This window comes from Psychrobacter sp. AOP3-A1-26 (genome assembly GCF_052378235.1).
Taxonomy (GTDB): domain Bacteria; phylum Pseudomonadota; class Gammaproteobacteria; order Pseudomonadales; family Moraxellaceae; genus Psychrobacter.
The window spans coordinates 1-23,640 of the sequence record NZ_JBQSXN010000001.1; the positions used below are offsets into that span (position 1 = coordinate 1).

General features: G+C 41.9%; 19 protein-coding genes. 5 read left to right on the plus strand and 14 right to left on the minus strand.

Annotation, left to right across the window (positions count from 1 at the left end; genetic code table 11):
- Positions 1-401 precede the first annotated feature (401 nt).
- Both ACT3TU_RS00005 and ACT3TU_RS00010 read left to right on the plus strand, forming a co-directional pair.
- Positions 402-686, plus strand: a complete 285-nt coding sequence (locus ACT3TU_RS00005) for a hypothetical protein (protein ID WP_192529140.1) — start codon at positions 402-404, stop codon at positions 684-686.
- A 357-nt stretch (positions 687-1,043) separates the two neighbouring features.
- Complete coding sequence (locus ACT3TU_RS00010) at positions 1,044-1,520, plus strand: nucleoside deaminase (protein WP_192529139.1); 477 nt, start codon at positions 1,044-1,046, stop codon at positions 1,518-1,520.
- A 269-nt stretch (positions 1,521-1,789) separates the two neighbouring features.
- On the opposite strand, the gene ACT3TU_RS00015 is transcribed toward ACT3TU_RS00010, so the two are convergent.
- The 3 genes from ACT3TU_RS00015 to ACT3TU_RS00025 all read right to left on the minus strand — a co-directional run bounded on the left by ACT3TU_RS00015 (position 1,790) and on the right by ACT3TU_RS00025 (position 4,335).
- On the minus strand, positions 1,790-2,524 hold the full coding sequence (locus ACT3TU_RS00015) for a DarT1-associated NADAR antitoxin family protein (RefSeq protein ID WP_225735233.1): 735 nt from the start codon (positions 2,522-2,524) through the stop codon (positions 1,790-1,792).
- 145 nt (positions 2,525-2,669) lie between these two features.
- Entirely contained in the window at positions 2,670-3,374 is a 705-nt protein-coding gene (locus ACT3TU_RS00020) for a hypothetical protein (RefSeq protein ID WP_192529138.1), read from the minus strand.
- Between the two features lie 106 nt (positions 3,375-3,480).
- A complete protein-coding gene (locus ACT3TU_RS00025; RefSeq protein ID WP_192523525.1) occupies positions 3,481-4,335 on the minus strand; it encodes an HpcH/HpaI aldolase/citrate lyase family protein in 855 nt (284 codons plus the stop codon).
- A 506-nt stretch (positions 4,336-4,841) separates the two neighbouring features.
- On the opposite strand from ACT3TU_RS00025, the gene ppc reads away from it, so the two are divergent.
- On the plus strand, positions 4,842-7,622 hold the full coding sequence (gene ppc / locus ACT3TU_RS00030; protein ID WP_192529137.1) for a phosphoenolpyruvate carboxylase: 2,781 nt from the start codon (positions 4,842-4,844) through the stop codon (positions 7,620-7,622).
- 310 nt (positions 7,623-7,932) lie between these two features.
- Here ppc and ACT3TU_RS00035 read toward each other — a convergent pair whose 3' ends face one another.
- The 6 genes from ACT3TU_RS00035 to ACT3TU_RS00060 all read right to left on the minus strand — a co-directional run bounded on the left by ACT3TU_RS00035 (position 7,933) and on the right by ACT3TU_RS00060 (position 13,653).
- Entirely contained in the window at positions 7,933-8,259 is a 327-nt protein-coding gene (locus tag ACT3TU_RS00035; RefSeq protein WP_444783864.1) for a TIGR00366 family protein, read from the minus strand.
- A complete protein-coding gene (locus ACT3TU_RS00040) occupies positions 8,195-9,253 on the minus strand; it encodes a short-chain fatty acid transporter (protein ID WP_444783865.1) in 1,059 nt (352 codons plus the stop codon). The genes ACT3TU_RS00035 and ACT3TU_RS00040 overlap by 65 nt, the downstream gene beginning before the upstream one ends.
- A 450-nt stretch (positions 9,254-9,703) precedes the next feature.
- Positions 9,704-10,351 (minus strand): hypothetical protein, encoded by a 648-nt coding sequence (locus tag ACT3TU_RS00045; RefSeq protein WP_192529135.1) that lies wholly within the window; start codon positions 10,349-10,351, stop codon positions 9,704-9,706.
- 329 nt (positions 10,352-10,680) lie between these two features.
- Entirely contained in the window at positions 10,681-11,265 is a 585-nt protein-coding gene (locus ACT3TU_RS00050) for an alpha/beta hydrolase (protein WP_192529134.1), read from the minus strand.
- Between the two features lie 26 nt (positions 11,266-11,291).
- Positions 11,292-12,188, minus strand: a complete 897-nt coding sequence (locus ACT3TU_RS00055; protein WP_192529133.1) for a hypothetical protein — start codon at positions 12,186-12,188, stop codon at positions 11,292-11,294.
- 1,012 nt (positions 12,189-13,200) lie between these two features.
- The gene (locus ACT3TU_RS00060) at positions 13,201-13,653 is read right to left on the minus strand and encodes a hypothetical protein (RefSeq protein WP_192529132.1); all 453 of its coding nucleotides are present in this window, start codon (positions 13,651-13,653) and stop codon (positions 13,201-13,203) included.
- Between the two features lie 376 nt (positions 13,654-14,029).
- Between ACT3TU_RS00060 and ACT3TU_RS00065 the strand changes: the two genes are divergently transcribed.
- The gene (locus tag ACT3TU_RS00065; RefSeq protein WP_192529131.1) at positions 14,030-15,229 is read left to right on the plus strand and encodes a sugar transporter; all 1,200 of its coding nucleotides are present in this window, start codon (positions 14,030-14,032) and stop codon (positions 15,227-15,229) included.
- Between the two features lie 105 nt (positions 15,230-15,334).
- Here ACT3TU_RS00065 and arfB read toward each other — a convergent pair whose 3' ends face one another.
- Positions 15,335-15,748, minus strand: a complete 414-nt coding sequence (gene arfB / locus ACT3TU_RS00070) for an alternative ribosome rescue aminoacyl-tRNA hydrolase ArfB (protein WP_192529130.1) — start codon at positions 15,746-15,748, stop codon at positions 15,335-15,337.
- Between the two features lie 393 nt (positions 15,749-16,141).
- Between arfB and uvrA the strand changes: the two genes are divergently transcribed.
- Positions 16,142-18,697, plus strand: a complete 2,556-nt coding sequence (uvrA, locus tag ACT3TU_RS00075) for an excinuclease ABC subunit UvrA (RefSeq protein WP_444783866.1) — start codon at positions 16,142-16,144, stop codon at positions 18,695-18,697.
- 140 nt (positions 18,698-18,837) lie between these two features.
- On the opposite strand, the gene ACT3TU_RS00080 is transcribed toward uvrA, so the two are convergent.
- The 4 genes from ACT3TU_RS00080 to ACT3TU_RS00095 all read right to left on the minus strand — a co-directional run bounded on the left by ACT3TU_RS00080 (position 18,838) and on the right by ACT3TU_RS00095 (position 23,481).
- Complete coding sequence (locus ACT3TU_RS00080) at positions 18,838-19,599, minus strand: SDR family oxidoreductase (RefSeq protein ID WP_192524492.1); 762 nt, start codon at positions 19,597-19,599, stop codon at positions 18,838-18,840.
- Between the two features lie 172 nt (positions 19,600-19,771).
- Positions 19,772-20,581, minus strand: coding sequence for an SDR family NAD(P)-dependent oxidoreductase (locus tag ACT3TU_RS00085; RefSeq protein WP_192529128.1), 810 nt, complete (start codon positions 20,579-20,581; stop codon positions 19,772-19,774).
- 3 nt (positions 20,582-20,584) lie between these two features.
- Entirely contained in the window at positions 20,585-21,592 is a 1,008-nt protein-coding gene (locus ACT3TU_RS00090; RefSeq protein ID WP_192524490.1) for an NADP-dependent oxidoreductase, read from the minus strand.
- 71 nt (positions 21,593-21,663) lie between these two features.
- Positions 21,664-23,481 carry an acyl-CoA dehydrogenase gene (locus tag ACT3TU_RS00095; RefSeq protein ID WP_192529127.1) on the minus strand — a complete coding sequence of 606 codons (1,818 nt, stop codon included), beginning with the start codon at positions 23,479-23,481 and terminating at the stop codon, positions 21,664-21,666.
- Positions 23,482-23,640: the final 159 nt, after the last annotated feature.

A 23,640-nucleotide genomic window follows, 5' to 3' on the forward strand; every position in this document is an offset into this window, starting at 1 on the left:
TATTTCTTTATTCAAACTATCTAAGGCAGCAATTACTTTGTTTATAGTATAAGAGAATTAAAGTAATACCATTCACAAAAATTAGAATAGCAAGGAAAACGAGTGTAAGTCCTACGTCTTGTAGACTAAACGAGTTTGAAGCCGCTAATCGTATTTTTTGGGTTTGGTATAACTATTTCCATTGCATCAATTATGTTAATGGATGGCACGCCCTAAGGCAATGACAGTACCCTTTTATGTTGTTATTCATCTTATCTTGCCGATAATCGACTATTTTGACTATGTGTTGCAAAGTGGGCTACAAGTGGTACAGTAGAGCTATGCATACCATCGCTTTAATATCATAGCTTCAAGATAAGTTACGACAGAAACTTTGATTTTGTAAAAGGAGTTCACTACTGATGAGTAAATCTAAACAGGCGTCCATTCATATTCGTTGTGATTACGATTTAGCCAATGAATTTAAGCAAGTAGTCGAGCAAAATGGCTACACCAAGTCACTTGTTCTACGCGAGTTGATGCAAGATTATATTAACACCTCTAAAAACCACAACATGCAATCCGAACAGGACGTAATGGGACAAGTTCTGAAAAAAGACGATACAATTAAAGCAGCACCTTTAAAAGATATGACAACCGATGAGCTGTTGAAACTAGCGATAAGAATGGCTGAAAAACATATATAACTTAGCTACTTATACCCTACTTATCTATCTGATATTCGAAGACAAGCTTCTCGCTAAAAAACACCGAAACCCATGTTTTTTGATTTCCACCGTCAGGCTACGTACTTAAAACTTCCCAAATATCACCCAAGTTTTAATATCTGCAGGTTCGACAGCATTTCTCAGTTGCCTTGACAACCCTCATAGAGATGGCGATACTCTGTTCCGGGAGTACGAAGCCAGGAAGCTTAGAACCCTTACAAAAGTACTGTCTACAGCTTAAGCTTATTAAGTATGTTCATATGACAGCAGCTGTAGTGATTACTTTAGTTGAATGTTGAAATAAAAATAATACTTATTAATGGAAAAGGAAAAATAATGGACGCTCAGTTAACCGATTTTGATAAAGAAATGATAAAAAGATCTATTGATCTTGCGATTGCTAACGTAGAAAAAGGCGGTGAACCTTTTGGCGCAGTTTTGACAAAGGGCCAAGAAGTGATTACTGAAGCGGTCAATGAAGCTTATATAGATCAAGACCCTACAGCGCATGCAGAAATGCAAGCCATTCGCCAATCTGGAGAAACTCTGAATCTTCCACGTGACTCTGACATTACTATGTATGCGAGCGGCAAGCCTTGTGGTATGTGTATGGCAGCCATGTTACAAGTCAAAATATCACGTGTAATATTCGCAGCAGATGAAGCGTTAGGCGATGCCTATGGGTGGGGTACAACACCTCTATATGAAAGCTTGAAGAAAGACTTTGGACAGCAAGGTATTGAGGTTATAAATTGTCCAGACCCTAAAAGTAAAGACGCGTTTGAAGCCTACGAGAAAAAGAATAAGGCCTAGATGGTAAGTTTATTAGGAGACGCTGGATTTAACTATACTATAGCTGATTCACTTTAAAACTGATACGAGTGCTACTGGAGTAAATTTTTCGCCGCCTCTGTCACGCCTGCGAACAGCAAGCAAGAAAAATTAGCACCAGTAGCACGGGATTATTGACGTGTCGATTTTATTTAGAACTGACTATATCTTTATGTCGTCTTGCATTTCAATGAGCCAGATACCCTTGTGTAGCTGGCTTTCTTATTAAAAGAATAATATTGGTTTAGCTATTAGATCCAACCCGGCTCCAAAAGATGCTCAGTATTGCTCACTTTAAATTCATGATATAAGTCAAAAAATACTGCTGGGTCTTCAACATTGTCAAGCAACTCGCGTTTATTGAGCGCCACAAACATTGCCAGCGCATACGCAGCACAATGGATAGATTTTTTTGGATTAAACTCACGATCTGTAAAGGCCTGATATTGCATGACCTCCTCATGCAGATGCGGGTTTTGCTTTAGGGCATTCACATACAGCCAGTCATAAAATGTAGTCAATGGCTCTACGCTCCACTCCATGCCAAAGTAATCATAGCCAATCAGTTCGCCCGAGGTTATTAAACGCTCGTCCTTTTTGGCTTGTCTGGGCGGCGCGGTTAGCAAATCAGTATAAGGGCCACCGTCCTCAAAAACCATACTGCTTTGAAAGGCATTTTCGACACTATACTGCTTGCCATCATGCTCATTCGTGAGCTTTAAGCTCGATGGACTGAGCGGAAAACTCAATTTATTGCCAGATTTACTAGATAGCTCTAAGACATGACTAAAGCCATACTTTTTGCGAATAACTTGATGCATATCATTGATGGATTTTTTCTTTTGTCGACTTGCAAACCCCACATGCCGCTCAAATCTAACCATGTCCGTTTTTACCAAATTGTCACTATTGACTCTAGGCATGAATACCGGTCTGTGCTCTACAGCATCTTGTCTTTGATCCACAGAGTTCTGTGTTTGTTGCATAGCGATTTGCCTTATATCAATCGTCTTGTATAAATGTTCTTTTATAGCAGGTCTTTTATAGCTGTTTTTTACAACTACTCTGGCATAAACAGTATTTTAAGATAACTGTCGTTCGAAATTAGGGCATGCCCTAATTTCTTGCTGACTACTCAGCAGCATCCAATAATTTGTTAAGCTCGTCCACCATGGCATCATCTATGATGTTGTCTTCCACATAGCTGACTATCTCATCTATGGTGGTCAAGTCCATTTCTCGAATATCTAAGTGAGCTAATTGCTTATTAATAGAGTCTAAACTGTCATTGTCTTCAGAGTCGTCTAGTAGATTTTCTTCGAATCGTCCTCTGACGAACCAGTACATTTTTTCTAGCACGGTTTCTTTTTTGGTCAAAGTAGAATAACCGTCACCATAAATAAATAAGTTGAAATGGTAAGGTATCTCTACCTCATTAATAAAAAAAGTACGCTGGCATTCTAGTGTATAGGCTTTAATGTCTTTATCTTCAACGGCTTCTTCATCTTTATCGTCTTCATCATATTCAATCGCCTCCTCTACCAATTCACCTAGTATTTGATAGCCCCCTACTTTAATCTTATGATTATAAATGATAGAGGAATCGGCGATTGCGTCAAAGATAATGGCACTGACATCTAACGTATGATTGTCAATATCATAGAAGCTCTTTAAAGCGGGTAAAAATTCAGTCAGCTTTTCTTCAGGTACTTGAATGAGGAACTGCTGCTCATATATTTTAATCATATCTTCAGGCGCATAGGTATTGGCAGTATCAGTCTCGTTTCTACCGGTAGGCTGCAAAGGTAAAAAATTATACGGGTTAGTATTGGTCATTCAGGACGGCCTTTTATTTGGATTAACTTTGATGGGCGTATTGTCTCTTATTCAGCTAATTTTAGATATACAGCGCATAGATTATTACCGTTATATCTTGATATACCTATTTACCTAATAATTGCAGACAACGTTGAATGACCGGTGCATCTATCATATTACCTTCTACTTTAAATACTGCCTTTCCAGTTCTTTCGTACTCTGCTATAACACGTTTTGCAAAATCAATCTCGGCGTCTAAAGGCCTGAGGGACTCTTTGACGGTGGCGACTTGTTTAGGATGGATACAGAGCATGCCTGACATGCCCATTTGTGACCACAACTGTACGCGCTGACTAAGGCCTTCGCTGTCATTAAATTCTGGATAGACCGTGTCGATAGGCGCCGATAATTGATGTACTTTTGAGCTAATAAGTAACTGATAGCGAATTTGATTGGCGATAATATCCGCCGCTGCCGTACCTACTTGTACCTGCAAATCATTGCAAAGATCCAGAAATCCATAACTAAAAGCGACCAACCCTGAAGCGCTGGCCATGTTATCAAGGTTATACAAGCCAACAGCGCTTTCGACTAACGCTATTACTGATAAGCCACTGAGATGATGAATATATTCAATATCTGCAGCCTGCTCTGCTTTAGGCAGTATTATCCCAGCAAGATTGGGCAGCTGCTCGCATAGTTTTATATCTTCAGCATAGTCTGTGCTACCAGCTTGATTGATGCGTATCCAGACCGGTTGATATTCGCTGCTGAGATAATATTCTCGTAATGCGTCGCGAGCCTGTGCCTTGTCGGCTTGAGCAATAGTATCCTCTAAATCGACAATCACCGCATCTGCGCCACTAGCGAATGCTTTTGTGACTCGTTCCATTCTCGTGGCAGGGACAAATAACCAAGTATGAATATTGCTCAAACCAACCGTCAAAGCAGTGGTGTCTTTATCAATAGAGGTTTGCATGCTTTGTTCCTTAAGTATGGTGATAGTCAATACTAAATAAAATAGGTACGTTACCTTATAGACTGAGACTGGTATAAATTTTTCTGGCTTACTGTACCTATGCCGTTTCGATGCTGCAAAAATTTTATACCAGCCCCACTGTATCGTTTTTACCTTGAACTGACTATATTCAGATAGTCAGTTCAAGGTAAAGTAAGGTTAAATATTATAACGCACTATGGGTATAAGTTTTCCTTACTTGATGTTAGCAAGCGCGACGGAGGCTGCGAAAAGTTTACTCCTGATAGCACTCGTATCGGCTTTAAAGTGAATCAACTATATCCATGGCACTAGGGCATGTCCTCAATCTGAACGAAATCAACTAAATGGGTTAAAATGAGGACACGCCCTAAAATATAGCACTCAACCGTAAAATTCTTGCTATGGTAGAGAGCGGAATTGAGGGAATTTACAGATTCAACATTACTTCTATTTTTTTACCCACTAATTTGATGAGAAGGTTAAGGATGACTATAGATAACGACGTATTACGTGAGCGCATCAGCTTATTAGGATCATTTCTAGGGGATGCGATTTCTCGCCAGACTGGTGAACAGACGCTCGAGACGATTGAAACCCTGCGCAAAGGTTTTATTCAACAACGACGCGCGCCTAACGAAGCGAACCAGCAACAACTCATCGACTTCATAGCCTCGTTAGACAATCAAACCTTAAAAAATGTCATCCGCAGCTTTTCTATCTATTTCTTCTTAGCCAATCTCAGTGAAGAAAATTACTTACGCGAGCAGCGTCAAGCCTTACGTATGCAATCGGAGCACAGCTGGGAAGGATCGTTTCGCCGTACTTTACTGGAGTGTCGTGAACGCAATATTGAACCTGCCCAAATGCAAGAGCTGATTGATCAGCTGAAATTTATCCCAGTATTTACCGCCCACCCGACCGAAGCACGTCGCCGTACGACCATGAATCTATTGCAAAGCCTATTTACGCATAGCGATGCCTTAAACAATCTTTCTGAAAACAGTTTCGCCTACGAGCAAGCGAAAGAAAAAACGGCACAAACGATTGATTTATTATGGTCATCGGATGAAGTACGTACGCGTAAGCCTCTAGTCTATGACGAGATAAATAATGGTCTGCACTATTTCAATGCCAGTTTATTTAGCGCCATCCCAAAGGTTTATCGCAATATTAAAGACGCCATTGTTGATATCTATCCAGAGTTAACAGATTACCCATTACCGGCGTTCATGAGCTTTGGTTCTTGGATCGGTGGCGATAGAGACGGTAATCCCTTTGTCACTCATGACACCACAGAAATGGCCGTATTAATGCATGCCAATGCCGTTTTGCGGCACTATCAAGTCTTGCTCAAGAAACTGCGCCGTGAACTGATTCATAGCGATACCATTATTGAAATTGCACCAGACGTTTATGCTCGTATAAAGAAATACGCCGGTCTCGATCAAAAAGTATTCCATTATAACCCTGACGATTACAACAATGAGCCGTACCGAAGGCTGTTATCGATTATCCTGGCCAAAATAAAAGCGACTAATAGCCATATTCAAAGCAAAGGTACAGATCTTGAAGCTGCCCAAGATGCTTATCCCAACCCACAACAGCTATTAGAAGATTTACGCATCATCCGAAAAAGCGTCAATACTCATGACAAAGCACATGGCGAAGGCTTATTGCTCGATATGATTCGTCTGGTCAAAACTTGCGGCTTTCATTTAGCAGCGCTCGATATTCGTCAAGAGTCGTCTTATCATAGTGAAGTGATAGCCGATATTTTCGCCAATGCCTCAAATTTACCAGACTATCACGCCCTCACTGAAACCGAGCGCCAACAGTGGCTGACGCGTTTGCTTGAAAAGCCGGGCACACCGCTTATTTATACCGATAACTTAACCGATAAAACACGCGAACAATTGGCCTTGATGAACTCTGTGGCCACATTACGTAAACTGGTCGGACAAGATACTTTCGGCAGTTATGTTATTTCGATGACCAATAATGCCAGTCAATTATTGGAAGTTTTACTATTAATGCGTTTTGCAGGCTTATGCAAGATTGATGATAAGGGGCAACTGTCTGCTGACTTACCAGTAGCTCCCTTGTTTGAAACCATCGAAGACCTTAAAAATATCGATAAAATTTTACCTGCCGTGTTGAACAACCCACTGTATCGCGGGTTGCTTGCGCACTCAGATAACACCCAAGAAATCATGCTGGGCTATTCAGATTCATCAAAAGATGGCGGCATTATTACCTCTGCATGGCAGCTGTATAGCGCTCAGCAAACCATTAACCATATCGCTGCTGAATATGGCATCAAAACCCGCTTGTTCCATGGTCGCGGTGGCTCTGTCAGTCGTGGTGGCGGCTCAACACATAACGCAATTGCCGCGCAACCTGCCGGTACACTGCACGGACAAATCAAAGTCACCGAGCAAGGCGAAGTCCTTTATGCCAAATATGCCAACACCGATACTGCGGTGTTTGAGCTAACCATGGGCATTACCGGCACGCTTAAAGCTTGCTCCTCAAGGTTTGTGGTGCAACCGCCTGAATTGCCAAATTATGAAGCGCTCTTTGCCCGTTTAGCAGATGCAGGTGAGCAGCGTTATCGTCAGCTGACTGACCACACCGAAGGATTTTACCAATTCTACTCCCAAGTGACTCCGGTGCAGGAAATTTCCTTATTAAATATCGGCTCACGCCCAGCGCACCGTAACAAAGGCCTGCCAAGTAAGACGACTTTGCGCGCAATTCCTTGGGTATTTGGCTGGTCATTAGCACGCTTTACACTGCCTGCTTGGTATGGCGTCGGTAGTGCTTTACATAGTGTCAAAAAAGACGAAGCCCTGATGAAAGAGATGAATGACTGCTGGCCGTTTTTTAATGTGTTTATTAGCAATATTGAAATGGCGTTTACCAAATCTGAGATGAGTATTGCTCAGGCTTATAGCCAGTTATGTGACGATGAGACTTTACGTGAACAGATTATGAGCGCGGTAATCGATGAACACCAACTGACCTGTTCAGGTTTAAATTCTTTGCTTAACCAGACATCGTTATTGGCGCACCAGCAGAACCTTGCTGCTTCCCTTGAATGGCGCGACGCTTATTTAGACCCGATTAATTACATCCAAATAGAGCTACTAAAACGTGCCAGGCGAAAAGATGCGACAGGTGACGTTAACCATGGTGATCTTGCCGTTGAAGATCCATTAATACGTAGTATTAATGCGTTGGCAGCGGGTCTGCGTAATACAGGGTAATATAATGAACCGTGCAATATTATCGTTTAAGCTAAATGATAATGATAAAACCGCCAAACACTAAACAGTGTTTGGCAGCCGTATAAACAGAAAAAAGCCTCGCCTATAAAACAGGCAAGGCCATTACTCTAGGGCATGTCCTCAATCTGAACGAAATCAACTAAATGGGCTAAAAATGGCTAAATCTTGCCAAACTGCGTCAAATAGCTGGCTAATATCTTGATATTATCTGTACTATTTCCCTTGTTTGACAGCAATTTATCTCATTTTTATTACCATTTTCAAAATGAGGACACGCCCTAGATTTTACTTACAAAAACAACAATCCTAAACCAATCACAACACCACTGACAACCAGCACAATCACACAAAAACCCATGATATCTTTGGCCTTCAATCCTGCAATTGCCAGTGCTGGTAATGCCCAAAACGGCTGAATCATGTTTGTCCAAGCATCACCCCATGCCACCGCCATGGCGACTTTTGCTGGATCACTACCAAGCATCTCTGCCGCTTCCAGCATAATTGGCGCTTGAACCGCCCATTGTCCACCACCTGAAGGGACGAAAAAGTTAACCAGTCCTGCGCTTAGGAAGGCAAAACAGTGGTAGCGTATCCGCTGTCGAAACGCTGACAAAGGCTTCTGACATCACTCCCGCCAAACCAGAGGCAGTCATCATTCCCATAATACCTGCATAAAACGGGAATTGGACGATGATACCACCTGCTCCTTTGACCGCCTCTTGAACCGCAATCAGATACTTGCGAGGCGTTCCGTGGAATATTATCCCAAGGAACAAGAACATAAAGTTAACCAAATCAAGCGTTAAGGAAAATCCATTTTGGACGAAGTAATAAACAATAAAAGCAAGTCCTAGTGCGCCGATAATCATTGACAAAACCCAGCTATTTTCTAAACGCTCGGCTGGTGTCATATCCGATTTGGCTGGAAGTTCTTCAACTACTGGATCAACGAGAACTTTTGGATCGACGGTAATCGTATCTTCTTTTTTTGGCATCATCAGACGGTTTAACAAAGGCACAATAATAACCAATGCAGCAATGATGATTAAGTTGTAGCTAGCAAAGATGGTTGCACTCGTTGGAATTACCCCAATTTTATCAACGAACGGATGGCCTTCTGTCGCAATAGACAATGGAATCGAGCCAGAAAATCCGGCGTGCCAAATGATAAAGCCAGAATACGCACTGGCAATCAGTAAGCGATAATCGACATTTGCAACACGCTTCGCCAATTCTTTGGCGAATAACGCGCCAATAACCAAGCCAAAACCCCAGTTGATCCAGCTTGCGGCAAGGGATACTAAAGTCACTAAGATAATCGCACTACTTGGTGACTTTGCAAGACTGGCAAGTTTGCCCAAGCCTTTTTTAAATATTGGGCTGCTGGCTAATACAAAACCGGTGACTAACACCAATACCATTTGCATAGAAAACGCCAGTAACGCCCAGAACCCTTCACCCCAAAACGCCACCATCTGTACAGGGGAGGAATCCGTTAAGCCTAAGCCCAACCCAAAAATAACCAATGTTAAAATAATGACAAATAAAAATGGATCTGGTAAATACTTTTCCATTAAGCTATTCGAGAAGCGTGTGATTCCTTTCATTTTTAAACTCCCTTTTTATCTAAATTTACACTTCATTCCTAACCTTAATGTTACCTCATTCTTACTATTTTAGCCTTAATCATTTAGCAGACAGCTATTAAATAGACAAACATTTCACATATCACTATTTCACAGACAGCTACTTTCCTGCGGCTGCACTATTGTCATAAACGACTTTTAGGTTACTGCATAAAAAAAGCCTTTGGAGAGCTAAATCACCCTTCAAAGACTTCTGGTTATTATTATACGATAAGAGATAATTATCAGCTGGTTTACTTGTTGTTGTACTCTTCGCTTTCAAAGCTACATCAATGCAAAAACTAAGCTACGCAGATTAATTCTATTTAATCAGTGTCTTATGGTTAGGGGGTTACAGTCAAAGTGATTCACTTTTTAAGATTAAAACGAGCATTAGGGCATATTATTAAAGGTCTAATATCCGAGCGCTTCTTAGGTAATGCTAGATTTTGGCAACCCATACTCGACTCTATCAATAATCTCATTACGCTGCTTAATAACAAGTCGATAACCTTTAATCACACCGTTATAGGGTAGATGAGCATGATACTTTTGATAATGCTCCTCGATACACTGTTGCACTATCGCCTCACGCTCTGTCTCATTCATCTTGGCAATATTTTGCGGTAAATGAACATTCGCCTTACTGCTAGCGACACCACGCGACATCCAATTTGCGCCCCCACTCCACGTAAAGTCAACGTCAGCGCGCAAGCTGTATTTGGGTAGTGGATAAGGATAATGTGCCAAGTCATATTCGATTTTCTCAATATCATCTGAATAAGCTTGGTATGGGATATTCAGCACCAGCAATAACGCTTTTAAGAATTCATGAGCCGTAAAATAGCTATCAACATTCTTATCATTCAACCCCAATATCTCACTAGATAAGACATGGCGCAGACGATCACAGGCGGGAATAGTATGTATTGCAGGATAGCCCATGGTTTGAACGATATCTTGCGTCCTTAGCTCCAGCTTAGCTATTTGGCTGACAGCATGTTTTGCTAACGGGTGACGCGGCGAATAACGGCGGCTATATTTGGATTGCTCAGAATTTTTACTGTTAATATTAGACATAAATGACTCCTAAATCCCGACAACAATAAATAAGATTAAGCCCAAATAGGCGAGTCAAATCAGGCATGGATAACCTTGTCGGAGAATAGGCTCATGCGCTTTACCAGAGTTATTTTATATCGTACTGGAAGTTGCAAGGTGTCCTAAGTTTTTATTGAACAACTTGGCAAACCATTAAACCCACGATAGCTTTCTTATAACGTAGTCAGTTCGATGTAAAAAAGATACAGTGCGACTGGTATTAGTTTTTTGCAGCCTCTGTCAGCGTAGACACAGCAAGCAAGAAAAATTAATACCAGTCACGCGTCAAAAAAATGTATCTAATGTATTTAGTCTTCACCATGATACGTCGCCTCATCCATCCAAACGATAGGATCTTCGCACAGGTGAACTAAGTGATACCAAATGTCACTGTCACGGGCAATCCGATGATGACCACGCTCAAAGTAATCCACTTCCCAGCTCTCAGGTAAATCGACCAGCGTGCGTCTGGCAACGGCCACATCCAAACATTCGTCTTCGACCTCAAGCATGACCCGTACCATCTCAGTATTTGAGGTGGGAAATGACAGTTTCATATCAGCGACTTGTGGTATGCGATCGACCAAAACTTCATTAGGATAAATGCAAGGCGCAATCAATAGCGTACGCAAATTATATTTATGAGCAAAGTGATTGGCAAACCAACCGCCCAGTGAATGTCCTACCAAAACCACTCGCGGATACTGCCTCATTTTCTCTTGTATTAGTGTGTCATAAATATCGAAAATCTCGTTGAAATCCTCTCGATAATTGACGGTTTGGCAATATTTGGGCTCACGTTTAATACAGGTGTATTTATTGGTCTCACAGCTTGAATCAAGACCGTGAAAGAATAGTAAAAATGTGTCGTCATTTTCAATGGGAAACATCATGGCTTTCTCCTTTATTATTATTTCTTTTATTTATTAACGGTATCTTTATGTCCTATTCTTAGCCATAGACCATAGATGATCTCGGCGACCTCTTTAGGCACTGTGGTATATCCAGCGCCAAACGATGAGTCATAAACCGCAGTCATCAGCACCAAAACATCATCTACGCTATCGGCATTATCTTTAATGAGACGATTGGCGGTCTGCTCCGCCTCACTACTATATTCATCCCACATATGGTTGAAATAACAGCCCACCATGCCAAAATCATAACGATAAATCACATCTGTGATAGCGGTCATAAAGCTCGCACGCGAGTCGTCATAATGGTCAGCCCATTGCTGGTATAACTGCTGACGTATGGGCAATACTGGCGGTAAAATAGGTCGATCTTTGGGATCATTTAGTTTATCGGCACTTACAACAAATGAAGGTTTAGACCCTTCTTCCCATAACAACGGATAAGACGACGAAAACATACCTTTTTCGCACACACTCAAACGCCATACTCCCCACATCTCCTTACTAGCACAACTCATGGTATAGACAATGATTTGATTGAGATAATCACTATCATAAATGATGTGCTGGCGATCAATTTTCACGCCTTGCTTGGGTAATACATCAGTATAGGTAAAGGCTTTATCGCGCTCACTTGGCTCGACAGCAACAATCACCTCAGGGCAGTCTGGTTCCCTCTTCATCAGCTCATAGGGAGCAACAAAGCTTAATGTCTCATCGCTGTTGTTCACAAAATAAATATCTTCTTCATAGTCATTGATAGACTCGTTATGCAGATAGAACAGCGGAACCTTTGGTTTAGTTTGACCCTTATCTTGAATGGATTTAGGCAGTTTTGATCCACCTGACCAGTGTATATCGTCTATACGTTTTGGTTCAAAAGCGTCAGTAGTGTTTGTCATAAAGTTTTCCTTAATTTTTTAGTTTTTTTGGTAGCAGCATTTTTAATTTTTTCTCAAATCAAATTTAAGTCAGCCGCGTCTATTCACCAGTTTTTTAAGTGGCGTGATAAAGGTAAAATGAGTGATTGAGTGTGGCTGAAGCACCCGTGTTTTTATTGGTTGCTTGAATACATTTTTAACAAAAAGAAGTACGTTATCAGCATTTTTAAAATGCTAACTCTCTTTTTTAATCATGTGCTTTGGATTTAAGATAATAGGAGGTTTTGGCAGGTACAGCGGTTTACGAATAAACGAAAATAACCTTTTAAAATAGTTAAGATACGTCAGTTAAGAAGTGAAGCATTGCGCTTCGAGGATTAACTTTATATCGCGTTATTTTTGCCTGACTCAATAACTATAGTATAAACACTGACAAAAAGAAAGGGTCGAAAACAACACTCGCGACAACTGCTGTCGCTTAGGTTTGATGCATATTATTCGTCAGACGGATACACCATTAATACAGAGTTTGATGCTTTATTCGTAATGTTATGGCGAGCCATGTCTAAGCCTAATGTATAGAATTACTTATATAACCTGACAATTTATACTCGCCAAATTTTAAATTCCACAACGAATCCCTCCCCCCCCACTATAGAGCAGAGCTGACTAAGCAAAGACAGCAAGCAGAGCTAGCGCACGGCAACAGAGCAAAGACAGGGACTTTGAACGCTAAAAGAGAGGTTTTTATAATTAACCCCACATTCCTATAGAAGCACTAACCATAAAAAATATCACTATCATAAAAAGTGATAATGAGATTGATATAATTATGCAAAGAGCTCCAACAGGAGAAGGTAAGACAATAACTTTTTTATAGAAGCCGAAGTATAATAGAAAGTAAATAGGGCTTAGAGCAATAATTAGTATTGAAGGAATTAGCCCTATGTAATAGTAGATTGTACCAAACGCAATGATGATAAGTTTCATAAATTTAAAAGTGAGGCTTTGCTTAAAACTTAATGCTCAACACTCAACATGCCTTAGATTTTTTTAGCTTATGCTCTACTCTATCGATTACTTCATCATTCTGTTCAAAAATCAGGTGATGGCCTGTGATATTACCATCATATGGTAAATATTTCTCATAGCGCTGACAATGCGCTAAGTCGTTTTTAATCTGTGCGATGTCATCTGCAAACGGTGTATGAGGTAACTCCAGCACCGTAAATAGCGTTGCTAAAAACTCATCGGCTGTAAAATACTTATCGATATAGCTGCCATCAAGCCCAAGGTATTTATTTGACAGTACATGACGCAGGCGCTCACAGGCAGGTATGGTATGCTTTAGAGGGTAACCCATGGCTTTGACAATATCTTGCGAACGCAGTTCAAGTGTTGCTATTTGATTAATCGCGTATTGTGCTAAAAGGTGGCGTGGATGATAATGACGGGTGTATTTGGATTGGTTGGCAATGTGGCTCATGATGTTGAACACCTTAGACTCCTGTAACTCCGACAAAAAAGGTTGAAATAAGCCCAAGTAGGCAAATAAAATTAGGCACAAATGAGGATGTCGGAGTACAGGCTCATGCGCTTTACCAGAATTGTTTTATATCGTGCTGGAAGTTGCAAGGTTTGTACGCCACCATTAATTATAATAATGGCTGGCGATAACAAAACTGTTAAACCCACGATAGGTGATTCAATGATGATAGCACATCAGTTGATAGAAAATAAATACTGAAAACTCCTTTAACTATAGCCATTGAGTTGCTATCTTCTCTCCTTTTTTATATCGCCACATAATCCTGCCTCGTTCTTACGCTAATTTTTTAGCACTTTTCTAACTGTTGAACTTTATGAAACATAATCTTGAGGTGAGCTCAGACGCTCGCCGAACTCAGTATTTCCAAGTATTTTTGATGGGGGTTAGCGCCTTTATTATGAATACCACAGAATTTGTCCCAGTTGCCTTATTAAGTGATATTGCTCAAGACTTTTCTATCACCACGGCAGAAACCGGCTGGATGTTGACACTATACGCTTGGATTGTTGCGGCGATGTCATTGCCATTGATGCTATTGACCAGTCGCTTTGAGCGCAAACGTTTATTATTAGTATTGTTTGCGGTATTTATTGCCAGCCATGTGCTATCAGTGTTTGCATGGAGCTTTCAAGTGCTGCTCATTAGCCGAGTTGGAATTGCACTAACCCATGCGATATTTTGGTCAATCACCGCCGCGATTGCGATACGCGTGGCACCTGAAGGCAAAAAGGCATTGGCGCTAAGTGTACTTGCGACCGGTACATCGTTAGCGATGGTACTTGGTGTGCCATTGGGACGCGTAATCGGTCAATGGTTTGGCTGGCGCGCGACCTTTGGCGGTATTGGCGTGATTGCTTTTATGGTGTTTATTCTACAAGCAAGATTATTACCAACGCTGCCAAGTATGTTTGAAGGCTCTTTTAGAAAAATTCCAGAGCTGCTCAAAAACCCATTACTCGTCTGTCTGTATCTACTTATTTTGTTAGTCTTTACCGCGCACTATACCGCTTATTCTTATATCGAGCCTTTTATGCGCCAAGTTGGCTCAGTTAGTGAAAACGCCGCCACTTTTGTACTGCTATTATTTGGGGTCGCAGGGATTGTAGGCAGTATCATATTCAGTCGCTGGGGCGATCGTTTTAATACCAGATTGATGCTGATATCGACGATATTAATGCTACTGTCTATGCTCGTGTTGCTATTAGCAGTAACGTCGGTATGGGCGCTGAGCTTGATTGCCTTACTGTGGGGCGCCGCACTGATGTTGCTTATTATCTCGATGCAAGCCAAAGTTATCATGGTCGATGTCAACGCGCAAGATATGCTGATGTCGATGTTCTCAGGGATTATTAACTTAGGAATTGGTACAGGAGCTTTATTTGGTGGTTATGCGGTGACGCATATCTCAATATCAAGTGTGGGCTATGTGGGTGCGGCTATCGCCAGTGTGGCGCTGCTACTAATGCTATTTATGATAAAACGCTTTCCTGAATTAAGCAGAAGGCTTGGCTAGCTAAAAAGCTGATGTTAAATACGCGTAAAAAAATGCCAGCCACTTACATGGGCTGGCATTTTGATTTTGGTTTACTTAAAAAGAGAAAACTTCAAGTTAGCCCATCTAAAAATCCACCTTGCCACGTAAAGCTTTGGTCTTACCCCGTTGGGTTTTTTTGTCGACGCGTTTACGTTTAGCATTTCTACTTGGTTTGGTAGGCTTACGGGTTTTATTTATGTGCGTGGCTTTGTTGATAAAGCTTTGTAGGCGCTCAAGCGCGTCAATTCTATTGCGTTCTTGGGTGCGAAATTGCTGCGCTTTAATAATGAGCACACCTTCTTTGGTGATTCGGCTGTCTTTACTATCAAGTAATCGCTGTTTATTGACATCACTCAAGCTAGACGAATGGATATCAAAACGCAGATGAATCGCAGACGAGACTTTATTAACGTTTTGCCCGCCAGCACCTTGTGCCCGTATCGCGCTAATCTCAACGTCGCTGTCATTCAGGCTAATGGTATTGCTGATAAAAATCATAAAATGCTTTTATAAATCATTAATAAGTATAGTCGATGATAAACCATTATCAATTCACTCGCCACTTCTAAGCTTACCAACTTCAAAATCCGCATTTCTTAAAAACTGTTTCTTAAAGGCTATTTCTTAAAGTTTATTTTTTAAAAACGATAAGTGGCAATCCGTCAGTTAAACCTCATAAATGTTATCGTTTGACGTCACTATGTCTGTCAACTGTCTGTGAAGCGTAAGCTTACCCGAAGATTATTTTTTGCCATGTTAGGATAATTTTAAATTGTCACGATACCTTTTATATTTGCTTAGTTTACTACCTACTTAATAATAAAGTTCTTAGCCAATATTTTGCTCATACTTTTAAAACTCAAACGACGATTCGATAGGAATAAGCGTTTTATGACGAACAATAATAAAAAACCCAAAGCTTCTTTTATGACTTACCAGATTCCTGCTGATAACAGCATTCAGGTAAGGGGCGCGCGGGTTCATAACTTAAAGAATGTAGATGTTGATTTACCTCGTAATGCGCTGGTTGTTTTCACTGGTATATCAGGCTCAGGCAAGTCTTCACTAGCGTTTGGCACCTTGTTTGCCGAATCACAACGTCGCTACCTTGATTCAGTATCACCCTATGCCAGACGGTTAATCGATCAAGTTGGTGATCCTGATGTCGATTCGATAGAAGGATTGCCGCCTGCTGTTGCTCTCCAACAACAACGAGGCACACCATCTGTACGCTCATCAGTCGGTAGCGTGACCACCATTTCAAATGGCTTACGTATGCTCTATTCGCGGGCTGGTGAATATCCTGCTGGACAGGAAATGCTGTATGCCGATGCGTTTTCGCCAAATACGCCTGAAGGTGCTTGCCCTACTTGTTCAGGTATCGGACGAGTGTTTGAAGTGACAGAAGATCTCTTGGTACCTGACAAGACAAAAACCATTCGCGAACGCGCTATTGCTGCATGGCCACCCGCATGGCAGGGACAAAACCTAAGCCGGATACTCACCACACTCGGCTATGATATCGATAAGCCTTGGGATACTTTACCAAAAAAAACCCGCGATTGGATTCTGTTTACCGATGATACCCCTGAAGTACCGGTCTATCCAGAATACAACCTCGAACAAGTACGCGCGGCGATTGAAAAAGGTGAGAAACCCAATTATAAAGGCACATTCACCAGTGCTAAAAACTTCGTCTTACATTCTTTTGCTACTACCCAAAGTCCACGCACCAAAAAACGCGTGGCTCAGTTTATGCAAATATCAGAATGTCCAAGCTGCCATGGTAAAAAACTAAAAAAAGAATCACTATCGGTTAAGTTTGCCGGGCTTGATATTGGTGAACTGTCTCAATTAACCCTGACTGAATTGGCACTTAAGCTTCAGGGTGCTGCTCATAAAAAACTCACCGATACTACCCATGACCGAGAAAAAGCCATCGTCGCACAGCGTATCGCTAGCGACATCCTCTTGCGTGTTGAAGCGTTAACCAAGCTTGGCTTAGGCTATTTATCGCTTGAGCGCACCACACCCACTTTATCGCCGGGTGAGTTACAACGCTTAAGGCTAGCGACTCAAATTCGATCTAAATTATTTGGCGTGGTTTATGTGCTCGATGAACCTTCTGCTGGACTACATCCCGCGGATACTCAAGCGCTACTAGCGGCATTAGATGAGCTGGTAGCAGCGGGCAATTCATTGTTTATTGTTGAGCATGATGTCAGTGTGATTCGACATGCCGATTGGATAGTCGATGTCGGACCAAAAGCTGGCAGCCACGGTGGTGAAATTATTTATAGCGGCCCTGTAGAAGGCTTGCGTGATATCTCGGAGTCATATACTGGACAATATCTTTTTACTAATGACGCCACAGTAAACAGCGAATCAGGAAGCCATCAATCCAGGCAACCTAACGCTTGGCTAAAACTTGCTAACATTGAGCGCAATAACTTACAAGGTTTAGAGGTAGCGTTTCCTTTAGGCGTATTGACAACAGTAACGGGGGTTTCAGGTTCGGGTAAATCAAGCTTGGTCAGTCAGGCTTTGGTTGAGCTAATTTATAACCAACTGGGTCAAAAAACCGTCATTGAAGCGCCTACGGGTGAGGCTGATTTACTGGAACAAGAGCAAGAAACACCGATAGGTGGAGAGATAGTTGATGGTATGGAGCATATCAAACGCTTAGTCACCGTTGACCAAAAAGCCATTGGGCGTACGCCACGCTCAAACCTTGCGACCTATACTGGACTGTTCAATCATGTGCGCAAATTATTTGCCGCCACCAAAGAAGCAAAAACACGGCACTATGATGCAGGACGCTTCTCATTTAACGTTAAAAAAGGACGTTGCCCAAATTGCGAAGGTGTTGGTTTTGTCAGTGTTGAGCTGCTATTTCTGCCAAGTGTTTATTCGCCTTGCCAAGTTTGCCATGGACAACGCTACAACGACGAAACCTTAGAGATTACTTATCAAAGTAGAAATATCGCTGAAGTGCTCGATTTAACCGTCGAAGCCGCTGCTGAGTTTTTTGTTGATGACGCCCCAATAATGCGCGCCCTAGATGCTCTGTTAAAAGTTGGACTTGGCTATCTAAGGCTTGGTCAGCCAGCAACCGAATTGTCTGGTGGCGAAGCGCAACGGATTAAACTTGCCACTGAACTGCAGCGGTCACAGCGCGGTAATACGCTATATGTGCTGGATGAACCAACGACGGGTTTACACCCTTCTGATATCGCCTTGCTCATGGCACAACTAAATGGGCTAGTTGAAACTGGCAATACCGTCATTATGGTTGAACACGATATGCAGGTTGCTAGCAACAGCGACTGGATTATCGATATGGGTCCTGGCGCTGGTGATGAAGGTGGTCTCATTGTGGCAGAAGGCAAACCTATGGATGTGGCAAAGTCAAAAGAAAGTCTTACCGCGCCTTTTTTATTAACTTAGCAAAAGCATCGATATATATTAATAAATGAAATATCAAACTCATTAAAAGACAGATTCATTTAATAAGAAAAACCGCATAACATTCAATGTCATGCGGTTTTTCAAATATTGTTTCTATTTTTTAAACTACTTATTCATAACTAAGCAAGCATCCCACCATCGACAACGACGGTTGTACCCGTGGTATAACTTGAAGCGTCAGACACTAAGTATAATACCGTACCAGCCATTTCATCTGGATCCGCCACGCGCCCTAGCGGGATTGCATGTAATGCCATTTTTAAGACTTTATCATTGGTAGTCAAAGCAGAGGCAAATTTAGTGTCGGTTAAACCTGGTAATAACGCATTGACGCGAATATTTAACGGTCCGCATTCTTTGGCAAAAGATTTGGTCATACTGATGACAGCCGCTTTAGTGATTGAATAAATACCTTGCTTATCACCCGCGACTAAGCCATTGACCGAGGCGGTATTTAAAATAACGCCGCCGCCCTGCTCGCGCATCATTTTGCCAGCAGCCGTCGACATAAAGAAATAACCACGAATATTGACTTCGACGGTCTTATCAAAAGCGGCTAAATCCGTATCTAGGATATGCCCGTAATAAGGGTTGGCAGCGGCATTATTGACTAAGATGTCAATTTGACCAAATTCGCTTTTGATATGCTCAAAAATTGCGTCAATCTGCTCCATCTCGCCCACATGACAGGCAAAGGCGCTGGCTTTATGACCATCAGCGACAATGCTATCGGCAACCGCTTGGCAAGCATCAATCTTACGGCTAGAGACAATAACGTGTGCGCCTCTTGAGGCCAAAAGACGGGCGATAGATTCGCCAATACCACGGCTAGCGCCCGTGACTAAAGCAATCTTGCCGGTTAAATCAAATAAATCTTTCATTATTATTCCTTATATTTTAAATTAGCTATTCAGTTTTCAATTTTTTATCGTAACTACTTAATAAATTATAGTTGAAAAACTGCAAATCCATTACAAGGCAGCCGAGCGTAGATATTACGTATAGTAAATCGAGCGAGGCTAACACCGTAATGATTTAGCAGTTATTTGACTATTAAGCCAGCATACCGCCATCAAGGGTAAAAGCATGACCATTCATAAAGCTGCTCTCATCACTAGCCAGCCATGCAATCGCGCCAGATACTTCATCGACCTTACCTAAACGGCGCATTGGACTGGCTTTAATGGTTGCTTGCTGCGCACGCTCATCCATATTAGCCATAGTATTGCGTACCATTGGCGTATCGATAAAGCTTGGGCATACCGCATTAAAGCGAATATTGACGCGGGCATATTCATGAGCAGCAGATTTGGTCAGTCCCATCACGCCATGCTTAGCAGCGCTATAAGCTGACAATAAAGGCGCAGAACGCAAGCCAGCAATCGAGGCCACATTAATCACATGACCACCGCCATTCGGTGCCATACAGGCAACAGCGGCACGCATACAATGCCAGACACCTTTTAGGTTAACAGCGATATTACGGTCAAAATCCTCATCGCTAAGCTCATGCATCGGTACAGGCTTATGATCGATACCAGCATTATTTATCACCACATCTAGACCGCCTAAAGTGTCCATGGCAAAGGCAAACAATACACGAACTTCATCGCCGCTAGTGACATCGACCTTTTGAAAGACAATACTATTACCAGCGTCTTGGGCTTGCTTGGCAACAGCAGCACCCATTTCTTCTGCCAAATCGCCAATGATTACTTTGGCACCGCGACTTGCCAGTAGTAACGCGCTAGCCGCACCGATGCCAGACGCACCGCCTGTGATTAAGATACGTTTACCTGTGACGTTTGAAGCCGGTAAATTTGCTAAATTATTTGACTCAAGTCCATTTGTATTTAATGTCATGATTTATCCCTCTACCTTAAGTACCAGTTTTCCGAAGTTTTCACCTTTAAAGAGCATCATCAACGTATCAGGAAAAGTCTCGATACCTTCAACGATATGATCTTTTACTTTAATATCACCTGACTGAATCCAGCCTGCGATATCTTTCATCGCCGTCGGGTATTCTTTAATATTATCAAAGACCACAATGCCTTCCATCCGTGCACGATTGACCAATAATGACAGATAATTCGATGGCCCTTTTACTTCTGTCGTGGTGTTGTATTGGCTAATCGCCCCGCAAATCACGATACGCGCATGCAGATTAATTTGAGTCAGTACGTCATTTAAAATATCGCCGCCAACGTTGTCAAAATAGACATCGACGCCTTTTGGACAGGTTTCTTTTAACGCTTTTTTTACATTTTCATTCTTATAGTCGATTGCCGCATCAAAACCTAACTCATCGACTAAGAATTTACATTTCTCAGAACCACCTGCGATACCAACGACGCGGCAGCCTTTGATTTTGGCAATTTGCCCAACCAAACCACCAACCGCACCGGCAGCGCCAGAAATAACAACTGTCTCGCCAGCTTTTGGCTGACCCGTTTTTAATAAGCCAAAGTAGCCGGTCATACCTGGCATACCGAGCACGCCTAAATAATAAGACAACGGCGCAAGGCTTGGATCAACTTTATGTAGTCCAGTACCATCACTGATTGCATACGACTGTACGCCATTGTGACCTGCGACATAGTCACCGACTACAAACTTCTCATGCTTGCTTTCAATAACCTCACCCACAGTACCGGCACGCATCACTTCGCCAATCTGTACTGGTGCGATATAAGATTTGGCGTCGTTTAACCAACCACGCATCGCTGGATCGATAGAGATATATTCGATTTTAATCAGTAACTCACCGTCTGAAACAGTCGGTAGTTCTGACTCGGTATAATCCCAAGTATCAGCGCTCGGCTCGCCAACGGGTCTCGCTTTTAAACGCCACTGCTTATTCATTGTTGTCATTATTTATTCCTTTAAGTTTGTATTTTTTGTTAATACTAAAATTGTTAATATCAAACATGACTGAAAATCGATTAAAACCACTCTGCTTGCATATCGATACATACCGCATTGTCATTATTTAACAGCTCGATATCGCGATTGATTAATGGTAATTCCCAATCGATAAAGTACTTTGCCGCTTGTATTTTGCCTTGATAAAAGTTTTGTTTTTCGACGTCGGTTGTATCACTTAATAATTGCTCAGCTTTGCTGGCTTGGCGAATCCAAATCCAACTCACTACGATTGAAGCAAAGATATTCATCAATGCTTGGGCATTTCCGGTAAGCGTGATTGCTTTTTCTGTTTGTAGAATTTTACTTAAATGTACCAACAATTCATGTAAATGAGCCATATAAGGTATCAATTTACCTGCCAATTTGGCAGTCTCGGGCGTGGTTTTTAGAGTGGTTGTGCTTTCTAAATCCTGAGTAATTTCACGTTTTAGAATTTCAATACCAAGCCCTTTATTTTGCCATAACTTACGGAATGACAAATCTAATGCCTGTACGCCATTTGTGCCTTCGTGGATAGGATTGAGACGGTTATCACGCCAAAATTGCTCGGCTTGATACTCACGCGTATAGCCTGCGCCGCCCAATACTTGGATACCCAAATCATTGGCTTTAGGACCATATTCAGACGGCCATGCTTTTAATACGGGCGTGAGCAAATCTAATAACTCTGAAAGCTCATTTTTTAGAGTCGCATCCTCACAAGTATTGATACGGTCAATCAGGTTTGAGCCGTATAAGCATAAGGAAATGCCGCCCTCGCTATAAGCTTTTTGCGCCAGTAACATACGCTTCACATCACCATGCTGAATGATAGCGGTTGCTGGATCTTCAGGTTTATTATTCGGTGCGATTCTACCTTGCGTGCGGTCCTTGGCATAATCGAGCGAATATTGATAACCGCGATAACCAATCATCGCTGCGCCAAAACCAACCGCAATGCGCGCTTCATTCATCATTTTAAACATATAGCGCAAACCAAAATGCTCTTCACCGATAAGATAACCCTGACAGTCACCTTTATCACCAAAGCTCAGTGCGGTAGAAGTCGCGCCTCGATAACCAAGCTTATGAATCAGTCCGGTTAGATGCACATCATTGCGCGCGCCAACCGATAAATCCTCATTTAAACGATACTTTGGCACGGCAAATAAAGAGATACCTTTGACACCACCGGGACCGCCCGGCACTTTAGCTAAAACCAAATGCACAATATTGTCAGACAGTTCGTGATCGCCACCTGAAATGTAAATTTTGCTGCCTTTTACGCGATAGCTGCCATCGTCTTGTTTGATAGCAGTGGTTTTGATATCAGCAAGTGAGGAGCCAGCATGTGGCTCTGTTAATGCCATGGTGCCAGTGAATTCACCGGTTAACATACGCGGCATAAAGGCGTTTTTAATCTCATCACTGGCAAAATGTGAGATGACATTAATCGCCGCCGTGGTTAAAAATGGATAAGCAGTAGTCGATGGATTGGCCGCCATAAAATAGCCTGCCACCGCGGTCATCACGGTTTCAGGTAATTGCATGCCACCATCGTCGAAACTATAACGACCAGCGATAAAGCCTGACTCACGAAACGCATCAAAGGCGACTTTCACATCGTCTATCATGGTTACCTTTTTGCCATCGAACTGCGGCTCGTTTTTATCCGCTACATGGTTATGCGGCAAAAATAACTGAGTCGCAATTTTATTGGCAGTGTCCAATACCGCATCGAACGTTTCGCGGCTGTGTTCTGCAAACTTAGGATGCTCGGTTAAATGTTCAGTACCCAATACATCGTAGAGTTGAAACGGTAATTCAAAATCGTTGATAAGCGTATCTGCTGCCATAGTGTTCTCGCTAACTAATTAAATTTGGTTATCAATTGATATTAATCTAATTTAGCACGTTGCCGTATTGTCATTTATGACATAATTACGGTCAAATAAGACATTTATAAGCCGCCGAGCTAAGTAAATACAGCTAAGAAATAAGTTATCTTAGAACGC